A 13750-nucleotide genomic window follows, 5' to 3' on the forward strand; every position below is an offset into this window, starting at 1 on the left:
CCGGACCCGTGGGGGCACGCTGGTCGAGCGCCGTCCGCCGCCCCGTTCCACGTTCATTGCACACCGAGGCGAGAGGGCCACGCGGCGGCGGCACGTCGTCAGTAGGCGGTGCTTCGGCTCTGCGTGGTCGTAGGTGCCGCCGTGTTCGTCGAAGGTGACGAGCAGGGCGGTGTTGAGGTGGTCCTCGCCGCCGAGCAGGCTGGAGGGCGGGTCCCGGACCAGGCCGGGGGCGGTATCGGCGGAGCCTGGACCGGGTGTCCCCCAAGGGTCGTGGCCGCACCGTCCCGTTGCCCGCGGGCGTCGTCGGGCAGCGGCTCGGCCAGGGGGCCGGCGGGTGCGCCGGGACGGACGGATCGGTTCGGGCACGGGGCGGGTCGGACGTGTCCGGACGACGCCGGGGGCTGCGACGCCTCGACCGGACGGACGGCGGGCGGCCACGCCGTCGTCGAGGGCCGGGGACCCGGGCGCCGTCGGCGCACGTACGGATCCGATCGGCCGCGCCCCGCTGGGGGAGCACTCCGCCGACAGCCCGTCGGAGTCCCCGGCCGGTCCGCCGGTCCGCCGGTCCGCCGGTCCGCCGGTCCGCCGGTCCGCCGGTCCGCCGGTCCCGTTCGCGGGCGAGGCGCGGGAGCCGTCCGGGACGTACCGGCAACCCGCCCGCGCGTGTCGCCGACCGACCGGCCGGGCGCGCCCGGACAATGGGCACGATGCCGCCAGGCGGATGCGCTCCGTGAAAGGACATGACCGTGACCGCTCCGCGAGCCGTGCGGCGGGAACGCGGGTGCGGCCCGGCCCGCCGCCACCGACCGGGCGGACGGACCCGGTGACCGGGCGCCGCACCGCGCACCCCCCGGAGGAGCCGTCCGGACTCGCGGAACAGGAGCCCTACGGCGACACCCGGTGGCCGATGGCCGGGGCCGTGCTCGCCGCGATCCTGCTGACCCTGCTGCTGCCCGACGACCTGCGGCTGGCGCCGCGCTGGGTGCTGCCCACGGTGGAGGGCCTGCTGCTGCTGGCGCTGGTCGCGGCCGACCCCTCCCGGATCAGCCGCCGCTCGGCCCTGCTGCGGGCGGTGTCCGTCACGCTCGTGGGAGTACTGGCGTGCGGGGCCGTCTGGTCGACCGGCCAGCTGATCGACGACCTGGTGCGCGGCGGCCCCGAGACGAACTCCGCCTCCGAGTTGTTGCGCAGCGGGGGCAGCGTCTGGGGCGGCACCGTGCTGGCGTTCTCCCTGCTCTACTTCGAACTCGACTGCGGCGGGTCCGCGGCCCGCGCGCACGGCATGCCCCCCGTGCCGGGGCTGGCCTTCCCGCAGCAGCTCAATCCCACGGTGGCCGCCCCCCATTGGCGACCCCGGTACATCGACTACCTGTACCTGGCGCTCACCAACTCCACCGCCCTCAGCCCCACCGACGTGATGCCGCTCGCGCCCTGGGCCAAGGTCGTGATGGGGGTCCAGTCCCTGGTCTCCCTGCTCCTGCTCGGACTGGTCGTCGCGCGCGCGGTCAACGTCCTGTCCTGACGGGCCGTCCGCGGGCCGGAGCGTTCGTCCGCCCGCCGGTTCCGCGGTCCTCCCGGGAGGACCGGTCGACGCGCGGCCCGGACGCACTGCGGGCAGGAACCCCGGCGGGCGCCGTCCCGCCTCCGGCCGGGGCGGCGAAGTTCCAACGGGCGTACTCCCGGGGCCTGCCGGATAGTGGACGGCGTCGGAACCCTCCCGGGATTGGACGCACATGCACCGCTATCCTCCGATCGCTGAACACGGCCTGGTGGGCGACCTGCAGACCGCCGCCCTGGTGACGTCCCAGGGCGTGGTCAACTGGTTCTGCTCACCGAGGTTCGACTCGCCGAGCGTCTTCGCTTCGCTGCTCGACCACGACGGCGGAGGCTACTTCCGGCTGGCGCCGGAACACTCGGACGTGTCGTGCAAGCAGTTGTACTACCCGGACACGGGCGTGCTGGTCACGCGGTTCATGTCGCCGGACGGGGTCGGCGAGGTCGTCGACTGGATGCCGGCGAACACCAACCGCACTCCGACCGACCGCCACAGCCTGATGCGGGTGGTCCGGGCGGTGCGCGGCACGGTGCGCTTCGTCCTGGAGTGCAGGCCCCGGTTCGACTACGGCCGGGCCGGGCACGAGCTCGAACTGCACGGCGGGGGGGCCGTCTTCCGCGCCCCCGGGACCACCGGGCACCTCCAGACCAGCTTCCCGCTGGAGCGCGACGGGGACGACGTCCGCGGCGCGGTCACCCTGAGCATCGGGGAGTCCGCCGCCGCGGTGTTCACCACCTGCGCGGCCGACGGTGAGGCACCGCCCCCGCTCACCGTGGAGGGGGTCACGGCCAAGCTGTGGGGCGAGGTGGACTTCTGGCAGAAGTGGCTGCACACCTCCCGCTACCGGGGCCGGTGGGCCGAGATGGTGAACCGCTCCGCCATCACGCTCAAGCTCCTGACCTACCACCCCTCCGGAGCGCCGGTCGCCGCCGCCACCATGGGGCTGCCGGAGCAGGTCGGGGGCGAGCGCAACTGGGACTACCGCTACTCGTGGGTCCGGGACGGCTCCCTCTCGGTCCGCGCGCTGCTCGACCTCGGGTTCGTCGAGGAGGCGACCTCGTTCACGAAGTGGCTGGGCGACCGGATGCGCGACCGGGCCGACCTGCCCGGCGAGCGGCTGCAGATCATGTACCGGGTCGACGGCGACCCGCACCTGACCGAGGAGATCCTGGAGCACTGGGAGGGCTACCGCGGATCGCGGCCGGTGCGGGCGGGCAACGCCGCCGCCGACCAGCTCCAGCTCGACATCTACGGCGAGTCCCTCTACGCACTGGCCGAGGGTCTGGACGTCGGCACGGAGCTGGGCTACCACGGCTGGAAGGGCCTCGCCCGGACGCTGGACTGGCTCGCCGACAACTGGGACCGCCCGGACGAGGGCATCTGGGAGACCCGCGGCGGGCGCAACGACTTCACCTTCAGCCGGGTGATGTGCTGGGTCGCCTTCGACCGGGGCATGCGGATGGCGACCGAACTCAGCCGGCCCGCCGACATCCCGCGCTGGCGCAGCGCCCGCGACAGCATCCTCGACCAGGTGATGGACAAGGGCTGGAGCAAGTCGGAGCAGGCCCTGGTGCAGCACTACGGCGGCGACGTCCTGGACGCCTCGCTGCTGCTGATCCCCCGCGTGGGCTTCCTCGCCGCGAAGAGCCCGGGCTGGCTCTCCACCCTGGACGCGATGGAGCGCAAGCTCGTCTCGGACAGCCTCGTGTACCGGTACGACCCGGCCGCCTCGCCGGACGGCCTGCGCGGCTCGGAGGGAACCTTCAGCCTCTGCACCTACCTGTACGTCGACGCCCTGGCGCGGGCCGGTCGCATCCGCACGGCGCGCTACACCTTCGAGAAGATGCACACCTACGCGAACCACGTCGGCCTCTTCGCCGAGGAGATCGGCCCGAGCGGCGAGCAACTCGGCAACTTCCCGCAGGCGTTCACCCACCTGTCGCTCATCATGGCGGCGACGACCCTGGACGAGGCCATCGAGAAGCAGCACGCGCTGGGCTGAGACGACGCTGCGGTGCGGCCGCCGCCCGGGCACACCCCCGGGCGGCGGCCACGGCCACGAGCCGTGGCGGGCTGGGCCGGGCCGGGGCCGTGACACCATCGGCCCACGGCGCCTTGCAGGGCGGCGTGCGAGCGGCCTCTGATGGACCCATGCAGCCATCACCCTCGACCTCAACCGCCGACGTGCCGCCGCTGGAGCGTTCGCACTGGGTGGCCTTCGCCGGAATCCTCCTGATGCTGAGCGGACTGTTCGACATCGTCAACGGGTTCGTCGCGATCCTCGACCACGGTTACTACGAGACGACCGCCAACCACGGGAACCGCCTGCTGATCTTCAACTACACCGCCTGGGGCTGGATCTGGGTCGTCGTGGGGATCACGCAGGTACTCGCCAGCCTCGGTGTACTGCTCGGGGTCAGGGCGGCGCGGATCACCGGCATCGTGCTGGCCGCCCTGTGCCTGGTGGGCCAGATGATGTTCATCTCGGCCTTCCCCTACTGGTCGCTGTTCACCATGCTGATGTCCGTCCTGGTGATCTTCGGACTGCTGGTCGAACCGCACCGCACCCGGGGCATGCGGGTGTGACCGCCGTGCCGGGCGGGAGCGCGGACGGACCTGCGGCCACCGCTCACGGGGAGGCCGGGGGCGGAGCCTCCTCCGGCGCGGGGGCGGGGGCGAGCCGGAGCGACAGGACGTAGGAGACCGCCACCGCCACGATCACGAGCGGCATCACGGTGAGGCCCTCCAGCCCCAGGAGCAGGGTCGCCAGCAGGACGGCGGTCATCGGCAGCCTCAGCATCGCGACGCACATCGCTCCGACGCCCATCGCGAAGCCGGACGTCACGTCCAGGCCGGGCAGGTGCGCGAAGGCCAGGCCGCCGGCCGCGCCCACGAACAGCGAGGGGAAGACCGGGCCGCCGCGGAAGGCACTGAGCGACAGGCCGTAGGCGAGCGACTTGCAGCACACGAGCACGATCAGCGCGGCGACCGTGTAGCCGGACCGGCCGTCCAGGAGCGGGCCGAGGGCGCTCTGGCCCGAGTAGAGCACCTCGGACGCCTCGTGGCCCGTCCACTCGGCGTACACCAGCGCGGCCACCCCCACGAGCGCGCCGGTCAGGACGGTGGCCGTCACCCGTCGCCGCTCGACCCGGACCTGCAGGAAGAGGGCCGCCCGGTGGATCCCCGCTCCCAGGAGGGCCGAGGCCGCTCCGACGACGAGGGCCCAGCCGAACCCGGCCAGGTCGGGGCGGTCGGCGTGCGGAACCTGCGGCAGGACCAGCGAGTACGTGCCCAGACCGGTCCAGGACCCGAGGCCGGTGAAGATCAGGGCGCCGACACCGGCGGCGAGCAGGCCGGGCACCAGGACGACGCCCATCGTGGCACCGCCGAGGCCGGCCGCCTCCATCAGCAGGAACGCGCCGATCAGCGGGGAGCCGAGCAGTGTGCTGACCGCCGCGAAGCTGCCCGCGGCGCCCAGGACGGCGCTCGCGTTCGGCCGCAGGTCCCGTTTCGCCGCGCGGACGGCGAACACCGCCAGGCCCCCGCCGAGGGCGATGAGCGGGGCCTCCGGCCCGAGCACCGCCCCGCCGGCGAGGGTCGCCACCGCCGCGAGCGCGATCCCGGGCAGCTGCACCGCGGTCGGCGCCCTGTTCGTGACCAGGCCCTCGGCCGGCTTGTGCCCGCCCGACCCGGGGAGGCGGCGGATGGCCAGCGCCACCAGCAGCCCGGCCACGGCGAGCAGCGGAACCGGCCACCAGGACGGCGTCCCGTGGAAGCCCAGGCCCCGGGGAAGATCCGTGTAGGCCAGCGACTGGAGCTCGGAGACGAGGGCGAGGAAACCGAACGCCGCGGCCGAGATCGGAACGCCGAGCAGCGCGGTGGCCACCAGCAGCACCGTGTATCCGCGCGTGCGGACCAGGGCGAACGGATCGGACGGCCCGGCTGCGGGCGGTTCGACGGGCTCGGTCTGCATGCTCGGCGGCTCCTCGCTCCCGGACGGCGTCCGACACGCGCCGGTCGACAGGCTTCCCCGCCGTGGTACCACGATCGACCCGGCGTTTCGCCGCCCCGGTCCGCGCTGGTCCGGGGCACCGTCGAACGTCACTCCCACGGCCCAGTGACGGCCCGGGCCGCACGGACGGCAGCGCACGGACGGCACGGACGAGGACGGACCCCCGCCGCACCCGCCCGTGCGCGGCGGCCTCCGGCACGGCGGGCGCCCGCGCCGCCCCTGGCCGATAGTGGACCGGGGGCCGCCCCGGTCCCGGAGGACTCCGTCACGGCGGGGGCGCACCCCGCCGAATCCCCTCGACCGGCGACGCGGCCGACACAGCCCGGGAGCAGTGCGCATGGGAGCAGCAGGGAACGAGCCGGACGACGGGCGCCCGCCGCGCCCGCTCCAGAGCCGGGCCGAGTTCGCGGCGCTCTACCGGCGCCTCGCGCGGTCGGCCGCCGACGGCTCCCGCGGCGCGACGGCCTTCCTCACCCCGGAGTCGGTCCGGGCGGCGGTGGGCGAGGTCCGCCTCGGCCGGACGGTGACGATGGCCGCGCCGATCGAGACCAGGCCCGCCCCCGACAACCCGCACCCCGCCGACCACCGGCTCACCGGCCCGCCCGGGGCGGCGGCCGGGGAGAGCGGTCTGCACTTCGCCACCGACCGCTTCGGCATGAACGTGCACGGTGACGCGGACAGCCACCTCGACGCCCTGTGCCACGTCCTCTACGACGGGACCCTGCACGGGGGCGTCCCCGCGAGCACCGTCACCGAGGAGGGCGCCACCGCCCTCTCCGTCGACCTCGTGCGGAACGGGATCGTCGGCCGTGGTGTGCTGCTCGACGTCCCCCGGCTGCGGGGCGTGCCGTGGCTGGAACCCGGCGACCACGTCACCGCCGACGACCTGCGGGCCGCCGAGGCCGCGCAGCGCGTGCGGGTCGGCACCGGGGACATCCTCCTGGTACGGGTCGGCCACCGCCGCCGGCGCGAGGAACTGGGCCCGTGGGACGCCGCGCACAGCCGGGTCGGCCTGCACCCGGAAGCGGTGGAGTTCCTGGCCGAGCGCCGGGTGTCGGTGCTGGGCGGCGACGGCAACAACGACACCGCCCCCAGCCCCACCGAGGGCGTCGGCTTCCCCGTGCACGTCCTGGGGATCCACGCCCTGGGACTGCACTTCATGGACTACCTGCGGTTCGAGGACCTGGTGCCGCTCTGCGAGGAGGCGGACCGCTGGTCGTTCCTCTGCGTCGTCGCGCCCCTGCGACTCCCCGCGGCCACCGGCTCCCCCGTCAACCCCCTGGCCATCCTCTGACCCGCGGACCCGCCGGCACCGGCCCGTCCGCAGCACCCACCCACGATCGAGGCGACCCCATGGCAGGAACCGAGCACTACGACGTCATCGTCATCGGCACCGGAGCGGGCGGCGGCACCCTCGCCCACCGCCTCGCCCCCACCGGCAAGCGCGTCCTCATCCTCGAACGCGGCGGCTACCTCCCCCGCGAGCGGGACAACTGGGAGTCCACCGCCGTCTTCGTCAAGGGCAAGTACCGGGCCCCCGAGTTCTGGTACGACAAACACGGCGACCGGTTCCCGCCCGAGGTCAACTACTACGTCGGCGGGAACACCAAGTTCTACGGCGCCGCGCTGTTCCGGCTGCGCCCCGAGGACTTCGGCGAACTGCGCCACCACGGCGGCGTCTCCCCGGCCTGGCCGATCCGCTACGAGGACCTGGAGCCCTACTACACGCAGGCCGAGCACCTCTACCTCGTCCACGGCCGGCACGGCGAGGACCCCAGCGAGGGCCCGGTCAGCGCCCAGTACAAGTACCCGCCGGTGCGGCACGAACCGCGCATCCAACAGCTCAGCGACGACCTGGAGAAGCAGGGCCTGCGCCCCTTCCACCTGCCGATCGGGGTGAACCTCACCCAGGACGCCGAGGGCGGCGCGGCCCACGGGAGCGTGTGCATCCGCTGCAACCGGGTCGACGGGTTCCCCTGCCTGGTGCAGGGCAAGGCCGACGCCCAGGTCATCTGCGTCGACCCGGCGCTGGAGTACGAGAACGTCACGATGGTGACCGGGGCGAACGTCCGCCGGCTGGAGACCGGTCCGAGCGGCCGCAGCGTCGACAAGGTGGTCGCCGAACTCGCGGACGGGACGGTCGCCGAGTACTCCGCCGACATCGTCGCGGTGGCCTGCGGGGCCGTCAACACCGCCGCCCTGCTGCTGCGTTCGGCGAACGACCGGCACCCCGACGGCCTGGCCAACAGCTCCGGCGTGGTGGGACGGCACTACATGCGGCACAACAACCTGGCGCTGATGGCGGTCTCCAAGGAGCCCAACGACACCCAGTTCCAGAAGACCCTGGCGCTGAACGACTGGTACCTCGGCGCGGACGACTGGGACTACCCGCTCGGAGGGATCCAGATGCTCGGCAAGTCGGACTCGGAGCAGATCAAGGGCGAGGCGCCCCGCTGGGCCGGACTCGCCTCGCCCGACGTGCCGTTCGAGGTGCTGGCCCACCACGCGGTGGACTTCTGGCTGTGCGGTGAGGACCTCCCGCACCCCGACAACCGCGTCACCCTCGACAGCGACGGTGACATCCACCTCGCCCTCGACGAGAAGAACAACGTCGAAGGGCTGAAGCGGCTGCAGCACAAGCTCCGGAAGATGCTCGGCCGCCTGGGCATGCACGAGCACCACCTGCTGCCGCACAGCCTCTACCTGCACAAGGGGATGCCGATCGGCGCCACCGCCCACCAGGCCGGCACCGTGCGCTTCGGCACCGACCCGCGGACCTCGGCCCTCGACGTCGACTGCAAGGCCCACGACCTCGACAACCTCTACGTCGTCGACACGAGCTTCTTCCCGAGCATCGGCGCGGTGAACCCGTCGCTGACGGCCATCGCCAACGCGCTGCGGGTCGGCGACCGCATCGCGGAACGCCTCGCCTGAGCCCCGTCCGCTCTGCCGCCGCCCGGCGGCGGCGGAGCGGACGGGTCAGCGCGCGACGTCCTCGTCGGCCAGCGGCTCCAGGACGCCCCGGGTGTCGAGCCGGTAGAGCACGGTCACGGCCGGACCGATGAGGACGAGTGCCACGACGGCGACGATCAGCATCCACTGCAGGGTGGCGCTCGCTCCCGCCGCGTCCTGGACGGTGAGCGAGGTCGGCACCAGGTAGGGCCGCTGGGCGACGCCCCAGGCGGCGACCGCCAGGGCGACGGCCGCCACCGCGCCGTACCGGGCCCAGCCGAGGGCGGGGCCGGCGACCAGTGCGGCCGTGACGGCTCCGGCGGCCGCCGACAGCAGGACGAGCAGCAGCCCCCAGCCGTGGGTGAGCCCGTGGTGGACGTACGAGGCGTCGTCGCCGGTCACCGCGAGCCCGACGGCGGCCACGACCAGCAGGGCCGCGATGGCCGCCCAGGCGCGCAGCCGGAAGTAGCCGACCAGGTCGACGGCGCCGAAGCGGCGGGCGTCGGCAGTGAGGAAGACCGCGCCGAGCACGGCGGTCGCGCAGACGGCGAGCAGCCCGGCGATCACCGAGGTGGGGTTGGCCCAGGCGTCGGCGGAGGCGGTGGTGCCGGGCTTGACCCGGCCGGAGGCGACGCTGCCGATGACGGTGCCGAAGAAGAACGGAGTGAGCAGGGAGGAGACGGCGAAGGCGGCGCCGTAGACGCGGCGGGCGGCGAGGCGGCGGGTGGGCTTGCGCAGGGCGAACCCGGCGCCGCGCAGGACCATGCCGACGGCGGCGAGCGCCAGGGGCAGCCACAGGGCGGTGAAGACGGTCTGGAAGAACTCGGGGAAGCCCGTCCACATGAGGACCAGGACGAAGACCAGCCAGACGTTGTTGACCTCCCAGACGGGGGCCATCGCGTGGTCGATCAGCCACCGGGGGCGCCGCCCCCGTCCGGCGCCGCCGGCCAGCAGGTCCCAGAACCCGGCGCCGTAGTCGACGCCCCCGCCGCACGCGTAGGCGGCGATCACCAGCAGGAGCACCCAGGAGAGGACGTCGGCGGTCACTCGGCGCCCCCGCGGGGGCGGTCGGCACCGGGGTCCGCGGAAGGGGGCGGGGCTGCGGTGGCGGCGAGTTCGTGGCGCGGGCCGTACGGGGTGTCGGTCTCCGGGTGCTCGGCCGCGGCGGTGCCGTCGCCGGCCGCCCGCCAGCGGGTGCGCATCTTCAGCAGCACGGTGAGGAACGCGCCGAAGACGAGGACGTAGACCGCCACGACGATGCCGAACATGGTCCACAGGGAGGCCGCGCCGGTCGGTGTGACCGCCTCCGAGACGCGCATGTTCTGGTAGACGATCCAGGGCTGCCGGCCGACCTCGGTGGTGATCCAGCCGCACTCCACGCAGAGCACGCTCGCGGCGCCGGCGAGGGCGGCGCAGCGGAAGAACCACTTCGACCGGGGCAGGTCGCGGCGGCGCCACCAGCACCAGGCGTACCAGAGCGCGAGCAGGATCAGGACGCTGCCGACGGTCGCCATGATGTCGAACGCCCAGTGCACGATGGTGGCCTGGAGCGCGGTGGGGCGGTCGTCGGCGGCCACCGAGGTCAGGCCGGTGACCTGGGTGTCCGGCTTGAACCCGGCGAGGATGGAGTCGAGTTGGGGGATCTTCAGGCCGCCCTTGACGCTGCCGTCCTCCTGGAGGCGGCCGAAGAGGTACTCCGGCACGTGGGTGTCGGTGTCCCAGACCAGCTCCGCGGCGGCGAACTTGACCGGCTGCTTGTGGAAGATCTGCCGCGCGATGTTGTCGCCGAGGAAGAACTGCACGGGGGTGAGGACCGCGGCGACGGTGAACGGCACGGTGAAGCCGAGGCGGTGGTAGCGGTCGCGGCGCCCGCGCAGCCAGCCGACCGCGTAGACCCCGGCGACGACGTAGCCGGCGGTGAGGAACATCGCGACGGTGAAGTGCCAGTACTCCGGGCCGAAGATCGGGGTGAAGACCGCCTTGCGGACGTCGACGTCCACGGGGTTGCCGGCCGCGTCGAGGGTGAAGCCCCGGGGGGTGTTCATCCACGAGTTGGCGGCGATGATGCCGAACGCGCCCAGCAGGGCGGCCAGCGGCAGCGGCACGGCGAGCCAGAAGTGCGTCCACGGCTTGAGCCGCCGCCAGCCGTAGAGGTAGATCGCGATGAGGATCGCCTCCAGGAAGAACGCCCAGGCCTCGACGCCGAACCCGAGGCCGAACACGTCTCCCCAGCGGCCCATCATGCCCGGCCACAGCAGGCCGAACTCGAAGGACAGGACGGTGCCGGTGACGACGCCGACGGCGAACTGCACGGCCATCACCGCGGACCAGCGGCGGGCCAGCAGCAGGGCCGTCGGGTCGTTTCGGCGCAGGCCCCGGTGGTGCATCACCAGGGTGATGAACGGCAGCGCCACGCCGAACGGCACCAGCATGATGTGCGAGGCGAGGGTGAACGCCATCAGCTCGCGGGCGGGCAGGAGCTGCGCCGGGGCGTCGGCGAGCAGCCGGGTCGCGGTGTCCACCTGCGGGTCAGCCTCCGGTCGCGAAGCCGGGGAACAGCGTCATGCCGCCGTCGACGTACACCGTGGTGCCGACCACGTAGTCCATCAGGTCGGAGGCCAGCACGGCCACCGCGCGGGCGATGTCCTCGGGGTCGCCGACCCGGCGGTAGGGGATCAGCTTGAGCAGCTCGGCCTCCGCCTCCGGGGTCTCCCAGGCGCTGCGGTTGATCGGGGTCCGGATGGCGCCGGGGGCGACCGCGTTGACCCTGATGCCCTTCGGGGCGAGCTCCTGCGCCAGGGTCTGCATCATCATCAGGACGCCGCCCTTGGAGGCCGCGTAGTTGACGTGGCCCGCCCAGGGGATGACCTGGTGGACCGAGCTCATGCAGACGATCTTCCCGGCCGAGCGGGACACCTCGGGGACGACGCCCCGGCGCACGAACTCCTTCGCGGCCTCGCGCGCGCACAGGAACTGGCCGGTGAGGTTGACGTCCAGCACCTTGTTCCACTGGTCGAGCGTCATCTCGGTGGCGGCGGCGTCGCGTTGCAGACCGGCGTTGGCCACCAGGACGTCGATCGTGCCGAACTCCTCCACCATCCGGCCGACCATGGCGGTGACCTGGCCCTCGTCGGAGACGTCCGCCTCGTGGGCGTACGCCCGCACGCCGTACGACTTGATCTCCTCGACCACCTCCTCGGCGGCCTCGCGGCCGAAGACGTAGTTCACCACCACGTCCGCTCCGGCCCGGCCCAGCCCGATCGCCGTCGCCTTGCCGATCCCCGAGTTCGCGCCGGTGACCAGGGCCTTCTGGCCCCGGAGGATGGGCGGCAGTCCCGGATGCGGCTGGCCCGCTGGTGAGGTCACGGTCTTCTCCCGTTCGTCGGCCCCGTTCGGTACGGCGCCACGCTGCCGCGCACGGCCCGCGGGACGGGATGCGGCCCGCCGGTCGTTGGGCCGTCCGGTCCAGCGGTGTCCCCCTCGCGGAGTACCGGCCGGCCGACGGTTCAGCTGCCGGGGCCGGCGACCACGTTGTCCAGGGGCTCGCCCGCGAGGAAGCGTTCCAACTGCCCGCGGACCAGGCGCAGCGCCCGCGGCAGGAACGCGGAGCTGTTGCCCCCCACGTGCGGGCTGATCAGGGTGCGGGGCGCGCGCCAGAGCGGATGGCCGGCGGGCAGCGGCTCCGGATCGGTGACGTCCAGGGCGGCGGCGATGCGCCCGCGCCCCAGCTCCGCGAGCAGGGCGGCGGTGTCCACCACCGGCCCCCTCGCCACGTTGACCAGCAGCGCGTCGTCCTTCATCGCGGCCAGGAACCGGGCGTCGACCAGCCCCCGGGTCCGCGCGGTCAGCGGCAGGGTCAGCACCACCACGTCCGCGCGCGGCACCAGGTCCATCAGCTCGTCCAGCGGCCGGACGGGGCCGCGGGCGGCGGTGCGCGCGCTGCGCGCCACCCGCACGACCTCGCACTCGAAGGGGGCGAGCCGCTCCTCCACGGCCGCGCCGATGGACCCGTAGCCGACCAGCAGGACGGTGCGGTCGGCGAGCGCGGGGGCGGAGCGGCTCTCCCACGCCTCGCGGTCCTGCGCCCGGACGAAGCCGGGCACGCCGCGCAGCGCGGCGAGGAGCAGCGTCACCGCGAGCTCGGCGGTGCTCGCGTCGTGGACGCCGCGGGCGTTGCAGAGCGTCACCCCGGGGGGTACGACGGGCAGCAGGTCGTCGACGCCGGCCGACAGGCTCTGCACGACCCGCAGCCGGGGCATCCGCTCCAGCAGCGGCAGCGCCGCAGCCGTCCGGGTGTAGGGGACGACGAAGAACTCCGCCGCGCGGAGCACCGGTTCGGGAGGCGGCGCGCCCAGGCCGTCCCAGACGGTGGCCACCAGGCCGGCCACGCCCACCTGCTCGGGCGGGTAGGGGAGGAGGACGGCCGGTGGCCGGGCGGAGGCGGCAGGGGTGCGGCTCATGGGGCGATCCCAACAGCTGCCGGGCGTCGCCGCAATCAGCCGCGGCCCGTCGTCCCTCCTCCCCGAGAAGGTTCCGACCGGGCCGGTCCTGGGCCGTCCGGGTGCATCGCGTCCCTCCGTGGGGCGGCGGACGGGCCGTACGCGGCCTGGCTGCGGGAGGGTGCTGCGGGGGAGCCGCCCGGGTGAGGACCGTGAGGAGCAGGATGAGGACACCGGTGCCGTCGCCGACGGTCGTGGTGGTGATGGGCGTCGCCGCCTCGGGCAAGAGCACCCTGGGGCGCGTGCTCGCGCACCGTCGGGGAGTGCCGTTCGTGGAGGGCGACGGCCTCCATCCGACCGCGAACATCGCGCGGATGTCGGCCGGCGAGGCGCTCGACGACGAGGACCGCGGGCCCTGGCTCGACGCCGTGGCCGCCCGGATCCGGGCGGCCGGGGAGCGCGGCGAGGGCCTGGTGATCTCGTGTTCCGCGCTCAAGTACCGCTACCGGCGGCTGTTCCGCGCGGCCGCACCTGCCGTGTGGTTCCTCCACCTGGCCCTGGACCCGGCGGTCGCCCGGGCCCGGATCGCCGGGCGCACCGGGCACTTCATGCCCGCCGCCCTCCTCGACTCCCAGTACGAGGCGTTGGAGCCGTTGCGGGCGGACGAACCGGGGCTGACGGTCGACGCCGCCGTCGGCACCGAGGCCGTCCTGGCGGCGGCCGAGGCCGCCCTCGCGGACTTCGAGGCCCGCGAGCCTAGTTGAACGCGCCCCGGCCGCGGGACGGCGGTCG

The 13750-nt window shown here is 74.0% G+C and carries 10 protein-coding genes and 1 pseudogene; 6 read left to right on the top strand and 5 right to left on the bottom strand.

What is annotated here, in order from left to right; translation table 11 throughout:
• Nucleotides 1-823: 823 nt before the first annotated feature.
• From OO48_RS21795 to OO48_RS21805, 3 genes and pseudogenes are all read left to right on the top strand, one after another.
• Nucleotides 824-1522: a hypothetical protein gene (locus OO48_RS21795; RefSeq protein ID WP_033218854.1), complete on the top strand. Its 699-nt coding sequence runs from the start codon at nt 824-826 to the stop codon at nt 1520-1522.
• Between the two features lie 205 nt (nt 1523-1727).
• Nucleotides 1728-3557, top strand: a pseudogene (locus tag OO48_RS21800) (glycoside hydrolase family 15 protein); the annotation flags it as partial.
• A 149-nt stretch (nt 3558-3706) separates the two neighbouring features.
• Nucleotides 3707-4141 carry a DUF7144 family membrane protein gene (locus OO48_RS21805; protein ID WP_033218857.1) on the top strand — a complete coding sequence of 145 codons (435 nt, stop codon included), beginning with the start codon at nt 3707-3709 and terminating at the stop codon, nt 4139-4141.
• A 43-nt stretch (nt 4142-4184) separates the two neighbouring features.
• Here OO48_RS21805 and OO48_RS21810 read toward each other — a convergent pair whose 3' ends face one another.
• Nucleotides 4185-5528: a chloride channel protein gene (locus OO48_RS21810; RefSeq protein WP_033218859.1), complete on the bottom strand. Its 1344-nt coding sequence runs from the start codon at nt 5526-5528 to the stop codon at nt 4185-4187.
• A gap of 376 nt (nt 5529-5904) precedes the next feature.
• Here OO48_RS21810 and OO48_RS21815 point away from each other — a divergent pair, with 376 nt between their 5' ends.
• Both OO48_RS21815 and OO48_RS21820 read left to right on the top strand, forming a co-directional pair.
• Entirely contained in the window at nt 5905-6861 is a 957-nt protein-coding gene (locus OO48_RS21815) for a cyclase family protein (RefSeq protein ID WP_033218860.1), read from the top strand.
• Between the two features lie 59 nt (nt 6862-6920).
• Nucleotides 6921-8501, top strand: a complete 1581-nt coding sequence (locus OO48_RS21820; RefSeq protein WP_033218861.1) for a GMC oxidoreductase — start codon at nt 6921-6923, stop codon at nt 8499-8501.
• Between the two features lie 45 nt (nt 8502-8546).
• On the opposite strand, the gene OO48_RS21825 is transcribed toward OO48_RS21820, so the two are convergent.
• The 4 genes from OO48_RS21825 to OO48_RS21840 form a co-directional block, all read right to left on the bottom strand.
• Nucleotides 8547-9566, bottom strand: coding sequence for a cytochrome d ubiquinol oxidase subunit II (locus tag OO48_RS21825; protein ID WP_033218863.1), 1020 nt, complete (start codon nt 9564-9566; stop codon nt 8547-8549).
• Nucleotides 9563-10978, bottom strand: a complete 1416-nt coding sequence (locus tag OO48_RS21830) for a cytochrome ubiquinol oxidase subunit I (protein ID WP_081952287.1) — start codon at nt 10976-10978, stop codon at nt 9563-9565. The genes OO48_RS21825 and OO48_RS21830 overlap by 4 nt, the downstream gene beginning before the upstream one ends.
• A gap of 70 nt (nt 10979-11048) precedes the next feature.
• On the bottom strand, nt 11049-11843 hold the full coding sequence (locus OO48_RS21835; protein ID WP_033218961.1) for an SDR family oxidoreductase: 795 nt from the start codon (nt 11841-11843) through the stop codon (nt 11049-11051).
• Between the two features lie 182 nt (nt 11844-12025).
• A complete protein-coding gene (locus OO48_RS21840) occupies nt 12026-12979 on the bottom strand; it encodes a 2-hydroxyacid dehydrogenase (protein ID WP_033218867.1) in 954 nt (317 codons plus the stop codon).
• A gap of 203 nt (nt 12980-13182) precedes the next feature.
• Here OO48_RS21840 and OO48_RS21845 point away from each other — a divergent pair, with 203 nt between their 5' ends.
• Complete coding sequence (locus OO48_RS21845; RefSeq protein WP_051732447.1) at nt 13183-13722, top strand: gluconokinase; 540 nt, start codon at nt 13183-13185, stop codon at nt 13720-13722.
• Nucleotides 13723-13750: the final 28 nt, after the last annotated feature.

Source organism: Kitasatospora phosalacinea (genome assembly GCF_000716545.1).
Classification (GTDB): Bacteria; Actinomycetota; Actinomycetes; order Streptomycetales; family Streptomycetaceae; genus Kitasatospora; species Kitasatospora phosalacinea.

Coding starts and splice junctions, on each gene's coding strand:
- OO48_RS21820 (WP_033218861.1), top strand. CDS start 6,921: ATGGCAGGAACCGAGCACTACGACGTCATCGTCATCGGCACCGGAGCG.
- OO48_RS21845 (WP_051732447.1), top strand. CDS start 13,183: ATGAGGACACCGGTGCCGTCGCCGACGGTCGTGGTGGTGATGGGCGTC.
- OO48_RS21815 (WP_033218860.1), top strand. CDS start 5,905: ATGGGAGCAGCAGGGAACGAGCCGGACGACGGGCGCCCGCCGCGCCCG.
- OO48_RS21830 (WP_081952287.1), bottom strand. CDS start 10,978: ATGGCGTTCACCCTCGCCTCGCACATCATGCTGGTGCCGTTCGGCGTG.
- OO48_RS21810 (WP_033218859.1), bottom strand. CDS start 5,528: ATGCAGACCGAGCCCGTCGAACCGCCCGCAGCCGGGCCGTCCGATCCG.
- OO48_RS21805 (WP_033218857.1), top strand. CDS start 3,707: ATGCAGCCATCACCCTCGACCTCAACCGCCGACGTGCCGCCGCTGGAG.
- OO48_RS21840 (WP_033218867.1), bottom strand. CDS start 12,979: ATGAGCCGCACCCCTGCCGCCTCCGCCCGGCCACCGGCCGTCCTCCTC.